The 14431-nt window shown below is 42.5% G+C and carries 10 protein-coding genes; 6 read left to right on the forward strand and 4 right to left on the reverse strand.

Annotated features, from left to right (window positions below; genetic code table 11):
- Positions 1-294: 294 nt before the first annotated feature.
- Together kch and HK25_RS02685 are read left to right on the forward strand one after the other, a co-directional pair.
- Positions 295-1467 carry a voltage-gated potassium channel protein gene (kch, locus tag HK25_RS02680; RefSeq protein ID WP_086554649.1) on the forward strand — a complete coding sequence of 391 codons (1173 nt, stop codon included), beginning with the start codon at positions 295-297 and terminating at the stop codon, positions 1465-1467.
- Between the two features lie 29 nt (positions 1468-1496).
- Positions 1497-2489, forward strand: a complete 993-nt coding sequence (locus HK25_RS02685) for a glycosyltransferase family 2 protein (protein WP_086635210.1) — start codon at positions 1497-1499, stop codon at positions 2487-2489.
- A 192-nt stretch (positions 2490-2681) separates the two neighbouring features.
- Here the strand turns inward: HK25_RS02685 and rfaD are convergent, their stop codons facing one another.
- The gene (rfaD, locus tag HK25_RS02690) at positions 2682-3686 is read right to left on the reverse strand and encodes an ADP-glyceromanno-heptose 6-epimerase (protein ID WP_086635211.1); all 1005 of its coding nucleotides are present in this window, start codon (positions 3684-3686) and stop codon (positions 2682-2684) included.
- Positions 3687-4144: 458 nt separating this feature from the next.
- On the opposite strand from rfaD, the gene HK25_RS02700 reads away from it, so the two are divergent.
- Complete coding sequence (locus HK25_RS02700) at positions 4145-6310, forward strand: Hint domain-containing protein (protein ID WP_086635213.1); 2166 nt, start codon at positions 4145-4147, stop codon at positions 6308-6310.
- Between the two features lie 84 nt (positions 6311-6394).
- Here the strand turns inward: HK25_RS02700 and mntR are convergent, their stop codons facing one another.
- Positions 6395-6883, reverse strand: a complete 489-nt coding sequence (gene mntR, locus HK25_RS02705) for a manganese-binding transcriptional regulator MntR (protein WP_086635246.1) — start codon at positions 6881-6883, stop codon at positions 6395-6397.
- Between the two features lie 229 nt (positions 6884-7112).
- Between mntR and HK25_RS02710 the strand changes: the two genes are divergently transcribed.
- Positions 7113-9464, forward strand: coding sequence for a TonB-dependent receptor (locus HK25_RS02710; RefSeq protein ID WP_233127618.1), 2352 nt, complete (start codon positions 7113-7115; stop codon positions 9462-9464).
- 144 nt (positions 9465-9608) lie between these two features.
- Positions 9609-10991: a cytochrome-c peroxidase gene (locus HK25_RS02715; RefSeq protein ID WP_233127619.1), complete on the forward strand. Its 1383-nt coding sequence runs from the start codon at positions 9609-9611 to the stop codon at positions 10989-10991.
- A 117-nt stretch (positions 10992-11108) separates the two neighbouring features.
- Here HK25_RS02715 and HK25_RS02720 read toward each other — a convergent pair whose 3' ends face one another.
- Positions 11109-12743 carry an alkaline phosphatase family protein gene (locus HK25_RS02720; protein ID WP_086635248.1) on the reverse strand — a complete coding sequence of 545 codons (1635 nt, stop codon included), beginning with the start codon at positions 12741-12743 and terminating at the stop codon, positions 11109-11111.
- Between HK25_RS02720 and HK25_RS13230 the strand changes: the two genes are divergently transcribed.
- Positions 12643-12855, forward strand: coding sequence for a hypothetical protein (locus HK25_RS13230; protein ID WP_173560040.1), 213 nt, complete (start codon positions 12643-12645; stop codon positions 12853-12855). The genes HK25_RS02720 and HK25_RS13230 overlap by 101 nt on opposite strands.
- Positions 12856-13135: 280 nt before the next feature.
- Here the strand turns inward: HK25_RS13230 and HK25_RS02725 are convergent, their stop codons facing one another.
- Entirely contained in the window at positions 13136-14377 is a 1242-nt protein-coding gene (locus tag HK25_RS02725; RefSeq protein ID WP_086554673.1) for an SLC13 family permease, read from the reverse strand.
- Between the last annotated feature and the right edge of the window lie 54 nt (positions 14378-14431).

Genomic DNA, 14431 nt, shown 5'->3' on the forward strand with positions numbered 1-14431 from the left:
ACCTTCACGTTCGAGCTTAACCCAGGCCTCAATATCGCTGACCTACACCGTATCAGAAAGTAAAAAGGTCAAATGGCTTTCCTGATATTTTTTATTTAGGAAAGCCATTTTTTATAATAAAAATAGACAGATGTATTTAATATTTACTTTAATTGTTATTTTATAATATCACCTTATATGTGGTGCTGTTCATCTGCCAGGTTTGCTGATATTTTTGTTATGTTAGGGCAGAAATGTTTTGGAATATACTGATACTTAGTTGTATTTCTAAAGTGGGCAGGCACGGGGTTTGGTATGATAGGTGTATTAAAAGTTTTTAAAAAGCCTATAATTTATGTTTATCTTATATCCATTATGGTGGCCCATAACGGATATCTTATTATTTATCCTGTTGTGCAAAAAATCTTAAAAATAATACCTAATACGATATATGATTTCCATTCATGGAGTGATGCGTTAAGTTTTTTAGAAATTATAGATATTCCTGAATTTATAGTCGGATTCTCGCTGTTTTTTATGTCTTTTATGTTGACCATAAGAAACCGTATAGCATGGTTTATTTCTATATCTTTGTTATTTTTTATGGTATTGTTTAACTTAATAATGAAAAATGGAAATGAATTAAATAATATATATGAAGTAATATCAATTTTATTTCTGGCGACATTCTGGCGGCAGTTTTATAGATACAGTATAGGAGGAATAAGCATACTTTCTTCTTTTAGTATACTTTCATTAATTGTCTATGGAACCCTTGGTGTTCTTTATCTTGGTAGTCAGTTTAATCCTAAAATTGAGGATTTATACTCCGCATTTTATTTTGTCATTGTTTGTATGTCTACGGTTGGATTTGGTGATATCGTACCGTGTACGCCCACGTCGAGACTTTTTACAGTTACCCTTATTATATTTGGTATTACTATTTTTACAGCGTCGGTTGCTTCAATTGCTGGAACGTTAATTCGGCATAATGTACATCGTATTCTTACAGGGGGTTTTTCTTACGTGGTTCGTAATAATCATTACATTATCGCAGGGTCTTCTTCTCTGGCTCAAAGTGTGAGTAAAAATCTTGCTGATGGTGGAGCTGTCGTAACAGTGGTCTGCTACCCGGATCATAAAAAATTATTTCCGGATTATATGGATGTGGTGGAAGGTGACCCTTCAGCGATAGATACCCTTAAACAGGCAGGGGCTGACAAAGCAAAATATATTATATCGCTGATGGATAATGATGCGGATAATGCTTTTGTTATTCTCACATCTAAGGAAATATCAGGTGAAAAAACTAAAACTATTTCTCTGGTCAATGAAAGCCAGAATATGAATAAAATCAAACATGTACATCCTGATGGTGTACTTTCCCTTCAGCAGCTGGGAAGTGAGATTCTCGTAAGAGCTTTAAAAGGGGAAAAGATTGATGATCATGTTATTGATATTTTCTTCGTCAATCCCGTGAAAAAATAGTTTATTTAATTGGTGATGAATTAATAAAAATGGAAAATAAAATAAAATCACTAAATGAAAAAGATTACTTTCTAATATTAAAAAATTTAAAAATTTCTGTTATAATACCGTGCTATAACGAAGAGGTTACCATTGTTTCGGTAGTAGAGAAATTTCATAAAATATTGCCGGGTGTGCCAGTTTATATTTATGATAATAACTCAACAGACCAAACGGTAGATCGTGCCCGTAAGGCTGGTGCAATTGTTCGGACTGAGGCCTTACAAGGGAAAGGGCATGTTGTTCGTCGCATGTTTTCCGACATTGATGCTGATCTTTATATTCTGATTGATGGCGACGCAACGTATGATGTTGCTGCTGCCCCTGAGATGATTAGAATGGCATTGAGCGATGGCCTGGACATGGTTAACGGTGCGCGTGTTGCAGATTGTAATGAGGCGTACCGTCGGGGGCATATTTTTGGTAATAAGCTTCTGACAGGTATTGTCGCAAGTATATTCGGACGCAGGCTTTCTGATATGCTTTCTGGCTACAGGGTGTTTTCGCGTCGGTTTGTTAAATCTTTTCCGGCTCTTTCATCTGGCTTTGAAATAGAAACAGAGCTGACTGTTCATGCTCTTGAATTAAGCATGCCGGTGGGCGAGATGCCTGTTCGATACATTGAAAGACCACCAGGGTCGGTTTCCAAGCTGAAAACTTACAGAGACGGTTTTCGTATTGTTCGAATGATTTTTAAGCTTGTTAAGCAGGAACGTCCTTTATTTTTCTTTAGTGCTATCGGTATCTGTATAATATTTCTGAGCATTTTTTTGGGAACCCCTGTTATCATAGACTTTTTTCATACAGGGTTGGTTAAAAAACTACCCACAGCTGTACTGTCTACTGGTCTGATGATACTTGGTTTCTTTTCCGTGGGTTGTGGGCTAATTTTAGATAGTGTTGCACTGGGTCGACGAGAGGTAAAGCGTCTTGCATATCTGGCAGTAGCATCACTTTCGCATAGGTCTTGTGATATTTTATGATACCGCCTGAGTTAAGGGGGTATGCTTGTTCGTTAGGATAATGGTGTTGTTGAGCATCATGAATTTATTGTTGTGATTTGTATCTGACACAACTTTCATGATTAGTGAGAAGGTCTTTTATCCTTTCTCACTGATCGTCGTACACTCTATAGCCCGGTTATATGTTTCGCTTCTTTACAGCCAGTAAAATAGTCAGCTCTGATAACGCGTATAAAGTTCATTTACATACTGGTTAACACCATGTGTAACATCACTAAACACAATATCACACCCGGTATGACGTAGCTGGCTCATATCAGCTTCAGTAAAGCACTGATATTTTCCGCGTAATTTTTCGGGGAATGTGATGTATTCTATAAAGTTTTCGTTTAGCATTTGTTCGAGGGAGAGGGAGGGTAATCCTTTAATTTCGCGAACTGTATTCACAACGGTTGAAGCAATGTCATTAAATGGCTGAGCTTTGCCGGTGCCCAGGTTAAACACACCGCTATGCTCCGGATGGTCAAAAAACCAGAGTTTGACATTGATCAGGTCATTGACAAAAATAAAGTCACGCTTCTGCTCTCCGGCGGCGCAATCTCCATATTCTCCAAAAAGTTTTACTGAACCATTGGTCATGAACTGATTGAAATTGTGAAAAGCAACTGAAGCCATGCTGCCTTTATGCTGCTCACGACAGCCGTAGACGTTAAAATAACGAAAACCTGTAACCTGTGTTTTCAGGTCGGGTAAATTCCGCCTGACAACCTGATCGAACAATAATTTTGAGTAGCCATAAACATTAAGAGGTTTTTCATAAGCTGGTTCTTCTCTGAATGTTGAAGACGCCCCGTAAGTTGCGGCACTTGAAGCATAAAGCAAACGTGCCCCGGTTTTTTGACTGTAGGCCAGAACTTTTTTGCTGGTTTCAAAATTATTGGCCATCATATAGCGGCCATCCTGCTCTGTAGTAGAAGAGCAGGCACCTTCATGGAAAATAGCCTCGATCTGACCATAGTGACCGCTAAGTAATGCATCATAAAAATCGTGCTTATCGATATAATCTGCAATTGAAAGATCAGCCAGATTTAACGCTTTATCGCCATGAGTCAGGTTATCAACGGCAATGATATCTGTAATACCACGCACGTTAAGGCCACGGATGATATTACTGCCGATGAACCCTGCTGCACCTGTAACAATAATACGTTTTGTCATGGTATATAATACTTTATGCCGTCAAAAGGTTAAATTCTATCTTTCTCATATAATGATTATCACATCTTGTTATACATATATACTGTTTGGCTAAGGTGTGTCGTCAGTTAAGCAGAATAATGAACAAAGTTAGCTGTATGGCGACGGGGAATGTTGTCTATAGCCAGTCTGCATCAAATGTCTTATCGGCCAGAGCATAAAATCCTGACGTTAAACGCGCAGAGCTTAACTGACGATACGACCTGGATGATTCATTTTAAAACTTTTTCAATAAAATTTATTTTTAGTAATTTAATTCGTATAATTATTTATTATAGGGAATCAATTCATATAATTTTAGATAATTTTTTTATCACTTCTGATTTATACCAGATAAAAAAATTGACCCTTATTACAAATAAATATATTTAGTAAATTACTAACATTTTTTATTTGTAATAAATATCAGGGAAAACAAAATGGCTGGCACATCATCTGCATCCCAGGATTATTCAGCTGATATAGAAAATAATTATACAAATATTAGCGGTGGTACATGGACAGCCCTTTTAAACTCAGATGGTGTTACAGTTTATTCCAGTGGTACAGCAGTCATAAGTGGCCCTGTGAATCTATGGAATGCGGCTAATCTCTACATCCAAAGTGGAGCAGTTGTTAGTGGGCTTACTGCGGTTCACTCTTATCCAGGGGGAAGTGGCCCCAGAATATTTGTAAGCAGTGGAGGTGTACTGGAAAGCTCATATACTGCAAATGGTCGTCTTACGGTTTCATCAGGTGGGAAATCTATAGCCAATACATATGAAGCGGAAACAGTATTTATCAGGAGTGGAGGCTCCTCTTCAGATGATACGTTTTTAAAGGAAACCTTTAGTGCAGGTTCGCTTGCAACAGGTACTCTGAATGGTTCTGCTTTTGGGGTCGGTACTGCTAATCGTGTTATTACAGTTTCATCAGGTGCTTCTATATCTGATGCTGATATTACAAATCAAAAATTATTATTGCTGAGTGGTGGTGTTTATAATGGAATCTCAACGCCTTACTCACCTCCTGATCTTGTAAATGCAGCACAGGTTATTAGTGGAGGTGTGTGGACAGCCTCTCTGAATTCAGATGGTGTTACAATTTATACAAGTAGTCAGACTTCTTATAGTGGTATAGTCGATCTCTGGAATGTTACAACATTAAACATTTTGAGTGGCGCTGTTGTGACTGGAATTACAGCAGTTCATACATATAACGGTGTTGGTCCTACTATAAATGTTAGTAGTGGTGGATTAATTGAAGATTCCTATACAGCCAATGGGTATCTTAATATTTCATCAGGTGGATCGTCAGTTAATAATATTTATGAATCAGAAATTACTGTTATAAAAAATGGCGGTACGTCAATAAATGATATTTATACAGAGTCACATCTGAGTGGAAATAATACCTCAGGCACTCTTAATGGTTCAGCTTTCACTGCAGGAGACGGCCGCGTCAGCCTTCTTGTTTCTTCGGGGGGTACATTAACTACGCCTCAGGTCGTTAATCAGCAGTTAACTGTTAATCAGGGTGCTGTTTATACTGCTACATCAGATGATTCCTGCTTCCTTGCCGGCGCAAGGGTTCATACACCATCAGGCTTAGTTCTGGTTGAAGACTTGCGTGCGGGTGATGAGATTGTTACTTATGTAGACGGAGCTGAAATAACATCTCCTCTGATCTGGACGGGGGAAGCCCGCTGCGTTGTGAACCCTTATTTGTCTGATGACGAAGCTGGGTATCCTGTCCGCATTTTGCGCGGTGCACTTGCGCAGGGTATTCCGTCTGAGGATCTTCTGATTACGTCAGAGCACTGCCTGTTTTTTGAAAATTCTTTTATCCCTGTGCGGATGCTGGTTAATGGCCGTACGATTTTCTATGATAAAACAGTAACGACTTACGCATATTATCATATTGAAGTCAGTAATCATGCTATTATCATGGTTAACGGCGTAAAAACTGAAAGTTATCTTAATACTGGTAGCAGGCGTAATTTTCGTGTGTCAGAAGGTATTATGAGGTTTAAAGAAAAACCTCATAACTGGATTGATCACGCTGCCGCGCCTCTTATGGTTAGCCGGTCTTTTGTTGAACCAGTATATCGTGCGCTTGAAAAACGCGCAGATGATATGGGTATTATTAAGGAACATACAGTAGATCTTGTTCATGATGCAGATCTTCATTTACTGTCAGAAACAGGAAAAATCCTGAGACCCGCCAGAAAGCAGGGAAATTTTGTAAGTTTCATGGTTCCACCGGGAATTTCAAAAGTCAGGATAATCTCCCGCACATCAAGGCCCTGTGATACAGAAGGGCCTTATGTCGATGATCGTCGCCAGCTGGGTGTCCTTGTCGGTAAAATTATATTGCTTGATGCAGGGAAAGATCGTTCTATTAACGATCATCTGATGGCAGAAAAGCTGACGGGCTGGGATGTTATAGAAAGTCAGTTATATCGCTGGACACAAGGGGACGCCGTTCTTTATTTAAATCGATCAGACGTTGAGAGTTTAGCGATGCTGTCAGTCGAGGTTGTTGCGGCTGGTCCATATCTGAGTTCTGAAATATCAAAAAGAAAATATATGATGTCTTGTAACTAGTTATATAATATAAATCTTTATGATTTGCAGGTCTGTTTGAAATAACAGGCCTGCAGGTATAAGAGAAAATTTACGGTTTAAACATTAAGCCGGGCTGTCATTGTTTCGTGCTTTTTTCATGAAATTTGAAATATCTGCACGCATAGCAATCCGGAATGCCTCAAGTGTTTCCGTTCCTACGTAATGCTCCAGCCCCTCGGCATCAATTCGCGCATTATCCGGACTAACGCCAAGAGCCAGAAGAAATGTCTCAACAACCCGATGGCGTGCTTTAACTTTGTCAGCCATTTCCCTTCCGGCGGGTGTTAAAAAGATACCGCGATAGGGTTTTCGGGCGACCAGCCCTTCCTGTCCCAGGCGCACCAGCATTTTTGCAACAGTTGGTTGTGATACTCCGAGACGTTCAGCCAGGTCGACCTGACGTGCCTCCTGACCTTCATCAAGTAAATCTGCGATAAGTTCGACATAATCTTCATGAAGAACAGTTTGTCTTGCTGCGCGGTTTGCACGAAAACCTTCAGAGTGGGTTTCTGTATCCGGGAGTGGGGCAGGTCTTTCCATGTATTTTTTCATATATCTGGTTGCGGTTATCCCGGCTTTGATAAGGTGAAGATTATTCTGAAATGCATATTTTATAACCATCATAATATCATGCTTATGACTGAATGACCATTCGCGAATTTTATGAGTATCTATGTGCTAATTAATATAGCATATTGCATATATCTGGCAGATACGCTTAAGTGGGCGTGTTATGTTCACTTTTTTCTAAGATATTTCTGGCAGAAGAAGTTTGGCACCTATGTGTATCTCTAAATATAGCAAATGCTATTTTTATAAGCTAAGGCATAATATCACTCCCTTTAACGCCGGAGTTGATCTTGGCCAGGCTGGTTTGCGTGGTGTATTTTATTCCTGTGCTGTCTTTGGTCTGGGCTGGTTAAGCTTAGATGTTGCCCGTGCAGAAAGGCTAAGCTCTTCCCGGTCCGCTGATATGTTGCCGCATTTTTCGGCCGGACATAGTGGCGGGGACCTGCTTCATCGTGAGGTAAAAGCCGCGAAAAAATCTTCGGTTTCAGATGAAAAATTACAGGATAGCTCTGCATCTTCAGAGCATATCAATGTTGTTGGTCATCTTAACCGTGCTCGTGCCCGTATTTTTCCCGGGCTGGGAGCGGTTGATTACCATATTGATCAGCGTCAGATAACCACAACCCCAGGTGGACAGAATGCTGCCTTTAGCCAGATTCTGCTTCGTGTGCCGGGTGTTGTGCTGGATAGCTATGGAGAAGTCCATGTGCGTGGTGAACATGGTGGCCTGTCTTACCGTGTCAACGGCGTGCTCCTGCCTGAGGGGTTAAACGGGTTTGGTCAGGAACTTGATACACGTATTATTCAGTCAGTGGATTTGCTTACGGGTACTTTGCCAGCTCAGTTTGGGTTTCGCACTGCCGGGGTCGTGGATGTCACTACAAAAACAGGCAATACTCTGAAACATAATCAGATCTCGCTTTATGGTGGCAGTTACAACACATTTGTTCCGTCTCTTCAGCTTGGCGGAACGCATGGTAAACTCGATTATTTCACCACGTTATCATATACGCGCAATGACATTGGTATTGAAAACCCGAGTAACAGTTTTCGTGCTGTGCATGACAGAACAGGGCAGGAGAAAGCTTTCTCATATCTCTCTTATCACCCTGATGAGGTCAGTCGTCTGACCCTGCTTGCCAGCGCATCGTATGCTGATTTTCAGATACCTGATTCTTTTAAAACATTTGATGTTAAAAGCCCTGATTATACGACGATTTATAATGTAGCGGGTTTAAACCCGCATGCTCCATCAATGCACTGGTCAAAGCTGAATGACGCTCAGACAGAACAGAATTATTATGCTGTGCTCTCCTATCAGCGTACAGCAGGAAAATTAAATTTTCAGGCCTCGCCCTATTTTCGTTATGGCCGGATTGATTACAAACCTGACCCCGATCGGGATCTGCTTTATCAGGGTGTTTCTCAGCATGAGGTCAACGATTTTACTACAGGTGGCATGCAGTTCGATCTTTCTTACAAAATTGCACATCGCCATACAATGCGGGCTGGTTTTCTGGGGCAATATACATCTGAAAGACTGGATACAAATACGCTTGCGTTTCCGGTTAATGCAGAGGGCCGTCAGAGTTCTGATGTTCCTGTTCGTCTGATTGATAATACAGGGAACTGGTCGGTTGAAGCTGGTGCTTATATTCAGGACGAATATAAAATTACCCCTGCTCTGACATTCAATTATGGTGTTCGTTATGACCGGTTTGCATCATCGTTTGATAATGAAGGGCAGATAAGCCCAAGGGCTAATATTGTCTGGAAACCAGGGCATACAACAGCGTTGCATATTGGTTATTCGCGCTATTTTGCACCACCCTCACCACAATATATCTATCCTTCAACACTTTTAAAATATGCAGGTACAACCAATGCCGCCGCAAATATGATAAATGATGCAACAAAGGTGGAAAAATCAAATTATGTCGATGCTGGTATTCTTCAGCGTATTACACCAGAGTTTCAGGTTACGATTGATGCTTATGCTAAATGGGCACATGATCTGACTGATCTCGGACAATTTGGGCGTGCCGTTATTCTTGCACCTTTCAGTTACAGAAGAGGGCGTGTTTATGGTGCAGAGTTTGGCAGCTCGTGGCGGCATGGACCATGGTCATTATTTGGTAATTTCTCTTTTGTTAAAACGTCAGCACGTGACATTAATTCAGCTCAGTATCAGTTCGATATGGCTGAACTTGCTTACATAAAATCACATTCTATTCAGCTTGATCATCAGGGAGAGTTCACCGCAACGGCAGGTGCATCATGGATAACCAGGTACGATATGGCATATATTGATTTCGTGTATGGTTATGGTTTGCGGAGTGGATTTGCTAATCTTGAAAAAGAGCCTCAGTATGACGTGTTTAATATAGGTTATCAGCATACTTTTACACAGATAGCTGCCAGGCATGATATTAAAATACGTGCCGATATCATAAATCTTTTTGATAAGCGCTATCAGCTTAGAAATGGCAGTGGTGTTGGTATTTATCAGGCACAATATGGGCAGCGGCGTGGAACATTTTTTTCAGTTATCTGCGAGTTCTGAGCGGGCTGTTTCTGGCGTATATAAAACATGTTATTAGCTCTTAAAATATTTTTTCAGGGCAGTCGTGTCGTTTTCATAAAAAAATAATAAAACGGTAGTATAAAAGGTGATATGAGGCCGGTGTCTCTCATTAAGGCTTAACGTGTGTGGTGTATTGATTTTTTTAAAGCCTCTTTTCGTATAACGGTTCCGGCTCTGGCTTTTACCTTAAGTGGCGTTCCATCTGGCCGGGCTCAGACGGTATCAGTTGCGGCAGTCTGCAACCCTGCATCTGATGGCAGTAACCCTTGTCCTCGCCATATTCGCCTGCATACAGCGTCTTCTTTGTCGGCGATGGCACGGGTAGGGAGGGCAATGTTTTTTGATCAGGCTTTGTCAGGATCAGGATATTTCTCCTGTGCATCCTGCCATGAGCCTTCCCTTCATTATGGGCCAGCTGGTACAGCGCCGGTTTTTCTTGGTGGCAGAAATGCAGACCGGCAGGGACGACGTGAGATACCTGGTCTGACTTATCTTGAACGTCAGCCTCCTTTTAGTATCGGGCCGGATGATGCTGTGGCTGATGATGTCGTGCCTGCTGTTGCTGTGCCAGCTACAGGTACAGCACATGCAGCCAAAAGTGCAGTTAACACAGCCTCGTCAGCGGCTAATCTTGTCCCGCAGGGAGGGCTTTTTCTCGACGGGCGGGTCGATACATTGCTGCAACAGGCGCGCGGACCAATGTTTGATCCTGATGAAATGGCCGCGAATAAAGATCAGGTTATTAAGCGTCTTCAGACAGCAGATTATGCGGCGCCTTTACGTGAACTTGCCGGGGTGCGTGGTCAGAAATCTCCTGATTTTCTGCTTGCTGAAGGGCTGTTTGCACTTGCGCGGTATCAGATTGAAAATCAGGCATTCCACCCTTACTCAAGTAAGTTTGATTTCTGGCTTCAGGGTAAAGCACATTTGACCCCTGAAGAAAGTAAAGGATATGTTTTATTTAATGATCCAGCTAAAGGGAATTGCGCAGCATGTCATGTGGATACAGTAAGAAGGGATGGTTTACCGCCACTTTTTACTGATCATCAGTATGAAGCGCTGGCAGCCCCCCGCAATATGGCACTGCAACGTAATAAAAATCCGTCATATTATGACCTGGGTGTTTGTGATCAGAAGCCTGACGGACGCAAAAATCTTGCTCCTTACTGTGGAATGTTTGCGACGCCAACTCTAAGAAATACTTCAACACGACAAACATTTTTTCATAATGGTATTTTTCACTCGCTTGAGGATGTTCTTGATTTTTATGTCCTCAGAGATATTGAACCTCAGCGTTTTTACCCTGAAGATACCCGCGGAAAAGCGCAGTTATATAATGATTTGCCACAGGTCTATAAGAGCAATGTTGATAGAACAGATGCGCCATTTAACCGCAAACCTGGCGATGTACCTGCTTTAAGTCGCTCTGAACGTAAAGCGATTATTGCATTTTTAAAAACATTAACGGATGGATGGTCTGATGAAAATGATAATTATAAAAAATAAAGTTTAAAAAGGCCTGACTGAAACCATCAGACCTTTTTTGTTCATGAGTTACAAATTGCTTCATGCAGAACAGTTATAACGTCACAAAAATTTACAGAAATTTAAGGCGGCGCTCCGTTATATTTTTCGATATTTTGTTTTGCTTACTGTATTGGTAACAACCGAACCAGTTTTCGGATCAAGCTGAAGCTGGCCCGAGCGCGCATGTGTAAAATCAAACAGATCATCAATACTGGCAGCATTTTTATCAAAAGAGCCACCACCCAGACGAGCACCATCGAGCCAGTTATCTTCAATAAAGCGCACTACTGAGGCCTGGGTCACAAGAGTATGACTCACTGTGTTCTGTTTCGTAAAAGGTGAAATAACGATAAAAGGTGTACGCGTGCCAGGACCACAACGGCCATTAACTGGTTTGCCGCTAACACCCACAGGCTGGTTGTCAGTTGTACCACATACACCGCTACCATTGAGCTGGTCAGCTGTTGCATCAAATGAACCATGCTGTGGTTTTGTATACTGGTGGTCGTACCAGCCGTCTGAATCATCATATGCGATAATAATAGCGGTGCTGTTCCATTCAGGCTGCTGCTGAACAAAGTTAACCAGTTTTACAACACCTTCTTGCTCATCAAGAGGATCGGAATATCCTGCATGACCATCCTGATAGGCTGGCATCTTAATATATGACACAGCAGGGAAGTTACCGGCATTCAAAGCACTGTAAAAGTCGTTCAGGTCATACTCATGATTGGCGGGTTCAGCAGCTGTCGAATTCAGCATAGTGCTGTAACCTACGGCCTTAATTGAAGACGGACGGGTATGTTGCGGGTTAGATGTGCTGGCAAAATACTGAAACCAGTTATGATGAGGGATGTAATCAGCTGCATCTTGTGAAACAACATCAGAATATGTCTGACGCTGACAGCCTGTCGTGCCGTCAGCATTGACCTTTGACAGATCAAAACCGCCCATAAAACCACCCCATGGGATGTTTTTTGTATTGAGCAGATCACCAATATTTTTGGAATTTTCCATCATCACAGTGTATGTGTGAGAGGAGCAGACGTCATAAGCCGGGTCAACGTCATTGATCATGGTGTAGCCACCCTGACCGTCATTAATGATGGCTGATGATGTCTTCGCACCTGCAATAGTGTTAATGCCGTTTGTCTGACCACTGACAATCTCAAGTGCACCTGGCGTTGACGGACCATACGTGTCTGTATAGCTGTTGTCACTCATCGCAAAGTTCTGAGCGTAATTCCAGTAAGCAGTAACGGTATTACCATCAAAATATCCCAGCACCTGACCTTCTGTACCAAATGCGCCAACACCACCTGATGTGCCATTACCTGTATATTTAGGGAACAGATCCATAGCGCCATTATGCGTGGCATTCTGCTCGGCTGTATAAGCGTGATTCTGGTCAGCGGTTGCAGCCTGCGTGCGGTCGAGACGGAATGGGAGACCGGCCCCCGAGCCATTGGCTGTATTCGTGTTCGGGTTCGTATCGAGCAGATGTGCTGTTTGCAGGTTATTTACCTGAGGTGTACCGGATGCAGCTGTAAAAGATGGCTCTCCCGATGGGTTTGTTGCCTTAGGATATGTTGCAAAATAATGGTCGAACGACACGTTTTCCTGGTAAATAATGACCAGATGTTTGATTGGTGTTTTTGTTGCAAAACGCGAGGCCGGCATGTGCCCGGCTCCTGAAGCAGCGATTCCTGCTGCGCTACTCATCGCAGGCATACAGACAAAAAAAGACAAAAAAGCCGAGAATGCGACTTTCGTAGACCTGGCGAACACTGTTACGTCACCTTTCGTGTTTTGCTTTCCGGCTTCGGGTGTTGCAGCACTATAAAAAATACCGTCCCCTGAATATCAGGCAATGGCCACACCTTTAATGTATGCTATGCTCTGACTGACAGAGCATTATATAAACCGGTTGTTCTTTAGCTTGTGTTTACCAGGAGTTGTGTGACTGTTTTGTGAAGAACACATGACAAGAGAAACGGTTTTTTTGTTCAATCATAAAAAATCAATCGAAAAAATTAATAAATACGCCTTGTCATTGCAGGTGCGGGAACGACAAATATACTTTTGGATACAGTTTTTCCACGTGTCATTGTTCGTGCATTGTACTACTGAAGAAAAACAATCCAGAGTGCAGCCATTGCCATACAGGCGAGTGAGACCGGAGTACCTGCCCGCATAAATGTGCCGAATGATATTTTAACACCAAAGCGGGCAGCCTGCTCAACAACGATAATACCTGCCAGGCTACCAAAAATAATCAGGTTGCTGAAAAACCCTGTGCCGAGAGCCAGGGCTGCTCCTATCGCATTGGCATTATGAGCAGATTGTAAAAAGGGCACGAGCAGCATTACTGTTGGGTTATTGCCGATTATATTGCTCAGCCCGGCACTGGTAGCGAATAAGGCCAGAGGGTTGCTCAGGTCGATACCCCAGTTATTGAGTTCATGAAGCAGGTGCTGCGGCAGATGTGTTTTGCTCAGGCCTGCGTTTACAATGAATAAGCCAGAAATAAGCAAAAGCAGATTAGCATCAACCTGTTTAAGGACATCTTTTGAGGAAATTTTGCGGTTAAGAAGCAAAATAGCTGCTGCTGTCAGGGCAACCAGTTCTTTTGACCATACGCCCAGTACAAAGGCGGTAATAACGGCAATAGTGATAAAGGCTGCTTTGCAGGTTTCAGGAACATTAAGCACAACAGCCGTTTCTGATTGCGCAGGTAGCAGCAGTTGTGTTTCAGAGGCGGGTAGCGTCCATTTACCCCGGTAGAGCCACGCCAGGATACCCCACACAATGGGTAAAGACACCAAAGCAGGTAACCCGGCGACGGACAGAAAACCAGTAAAGGATATATTCAGTTCCTGGGCTGCAATCATATTTTGCGGGCTGCCGATTAATGTGCCTGCAGACCCTGTGTTTGCGGCAAAACAAAAACCAAGCAAAAAAGGTACCGGGTTCAGGCCGCGGGTTAACGTAACAGAAACCAGTAGCGGGGTCATGGCAACAACGACAACATCATTTGTTAACACGGCAGAGAGACCGCCTCCTACAGCAACAAACACAGCGAGCAGAGCAGCAGGGCCAACCGATAAAGTCGCTACTTTTTGAGCAGTCCATGCATAAAAGCCGGATTCCGTGAAAGCGCCAGATACAACCATAAGGCCGAACAGCATGCCAATGGTACGATAATCAACAGCAATCCAGGCCTCTTCAGGGCTGATGCAGCCGGTAGCCATCATAGCCATGGCGCCAATCAGTGCGGCCCCTGTACGGTCTACATTAAAGCCGGGCAGCTTTCCCAGGCCCATAGCAACGTAAACCATCAGAAAGAAAAATAAGGTAGTATCCATTAATACAGGCGCCCTGATTGTAGCATTGCGTGCTCAGGTGAGCACGCAAACATA

It is taken from the genome of Acetobacter sp. DsW_059, assembly GCF_002153695.1.
GTDB classification, from domain to species: Bacteria; Pseudomonadota; Alphaproteobacteria; order Acetobacterales; family Acetobacteraceae; genus Acetobacter; species Acetobacter thailandicus.

Bases quoted from the DNA above. Each gene is read 5' to 3' on its own strand.
- kch (WP_086554649.1), top strand. From the start codon at position 295: ATGATAGGTGTATTAAAAGTTTTTAAAAAGCCTATAATTTATGTTTAT.
- HK25_RS02685 (WP_086635210.1), top strand. From the start codon at position 1,497: ATGGAAAATAAAATAAAATCACTAAATGAAAAAGATTACTTTCTAATA.
- rfaD (WP_086635211.1), bottom strand. From the start codon at position 3,686: ATGACAAAACGTATTATTGTTACAGGTGCAGCAGGGTTCATCGGCAGT.
- HK25_RS02700 (WP_086635213.1), top strand. From the start codon at position 4,145: ATGGCTGGCACATCATCTGCATCCCAGGATTATTCAGCTGATATAGAA.
- mntR (WP_086635246.1), bottom strand. From the start codon at position 6,883: ATGAAAAAATACATGGAAAGACCTGCCCCACTCCCGGATACAGAAACC.
- HK25_RS02710 (WP_233127618.1), top strand. From the start codon at position 7,113: ATGTGTATCTCTAAATATAGCAAATGCTATTTTTATAAGCTAAGGCAT.
- HK25_RS13230 (WP_173560040.1), top strand. From the start codon at position 12,643: ATGACCAGATGTTTGATTGGTGTTTTTGTTGCAAAACGCGAGGCCGGC.
- HK25_RS02720 (WP_086635248.1), bottom strand. From the start codon at position 12,743: ATGCCTGCGATGAGTAGCGCAGCAGGAATCGCTGCTTCAGGAGCCGGG.
- HK25_RS02725 (WP_086554673.1), bottom strand. From the start codon at position 14,377: ATGGATACTACCTTATTTTTCTTTCTGATGGTTTACGTTGCTATGGGC.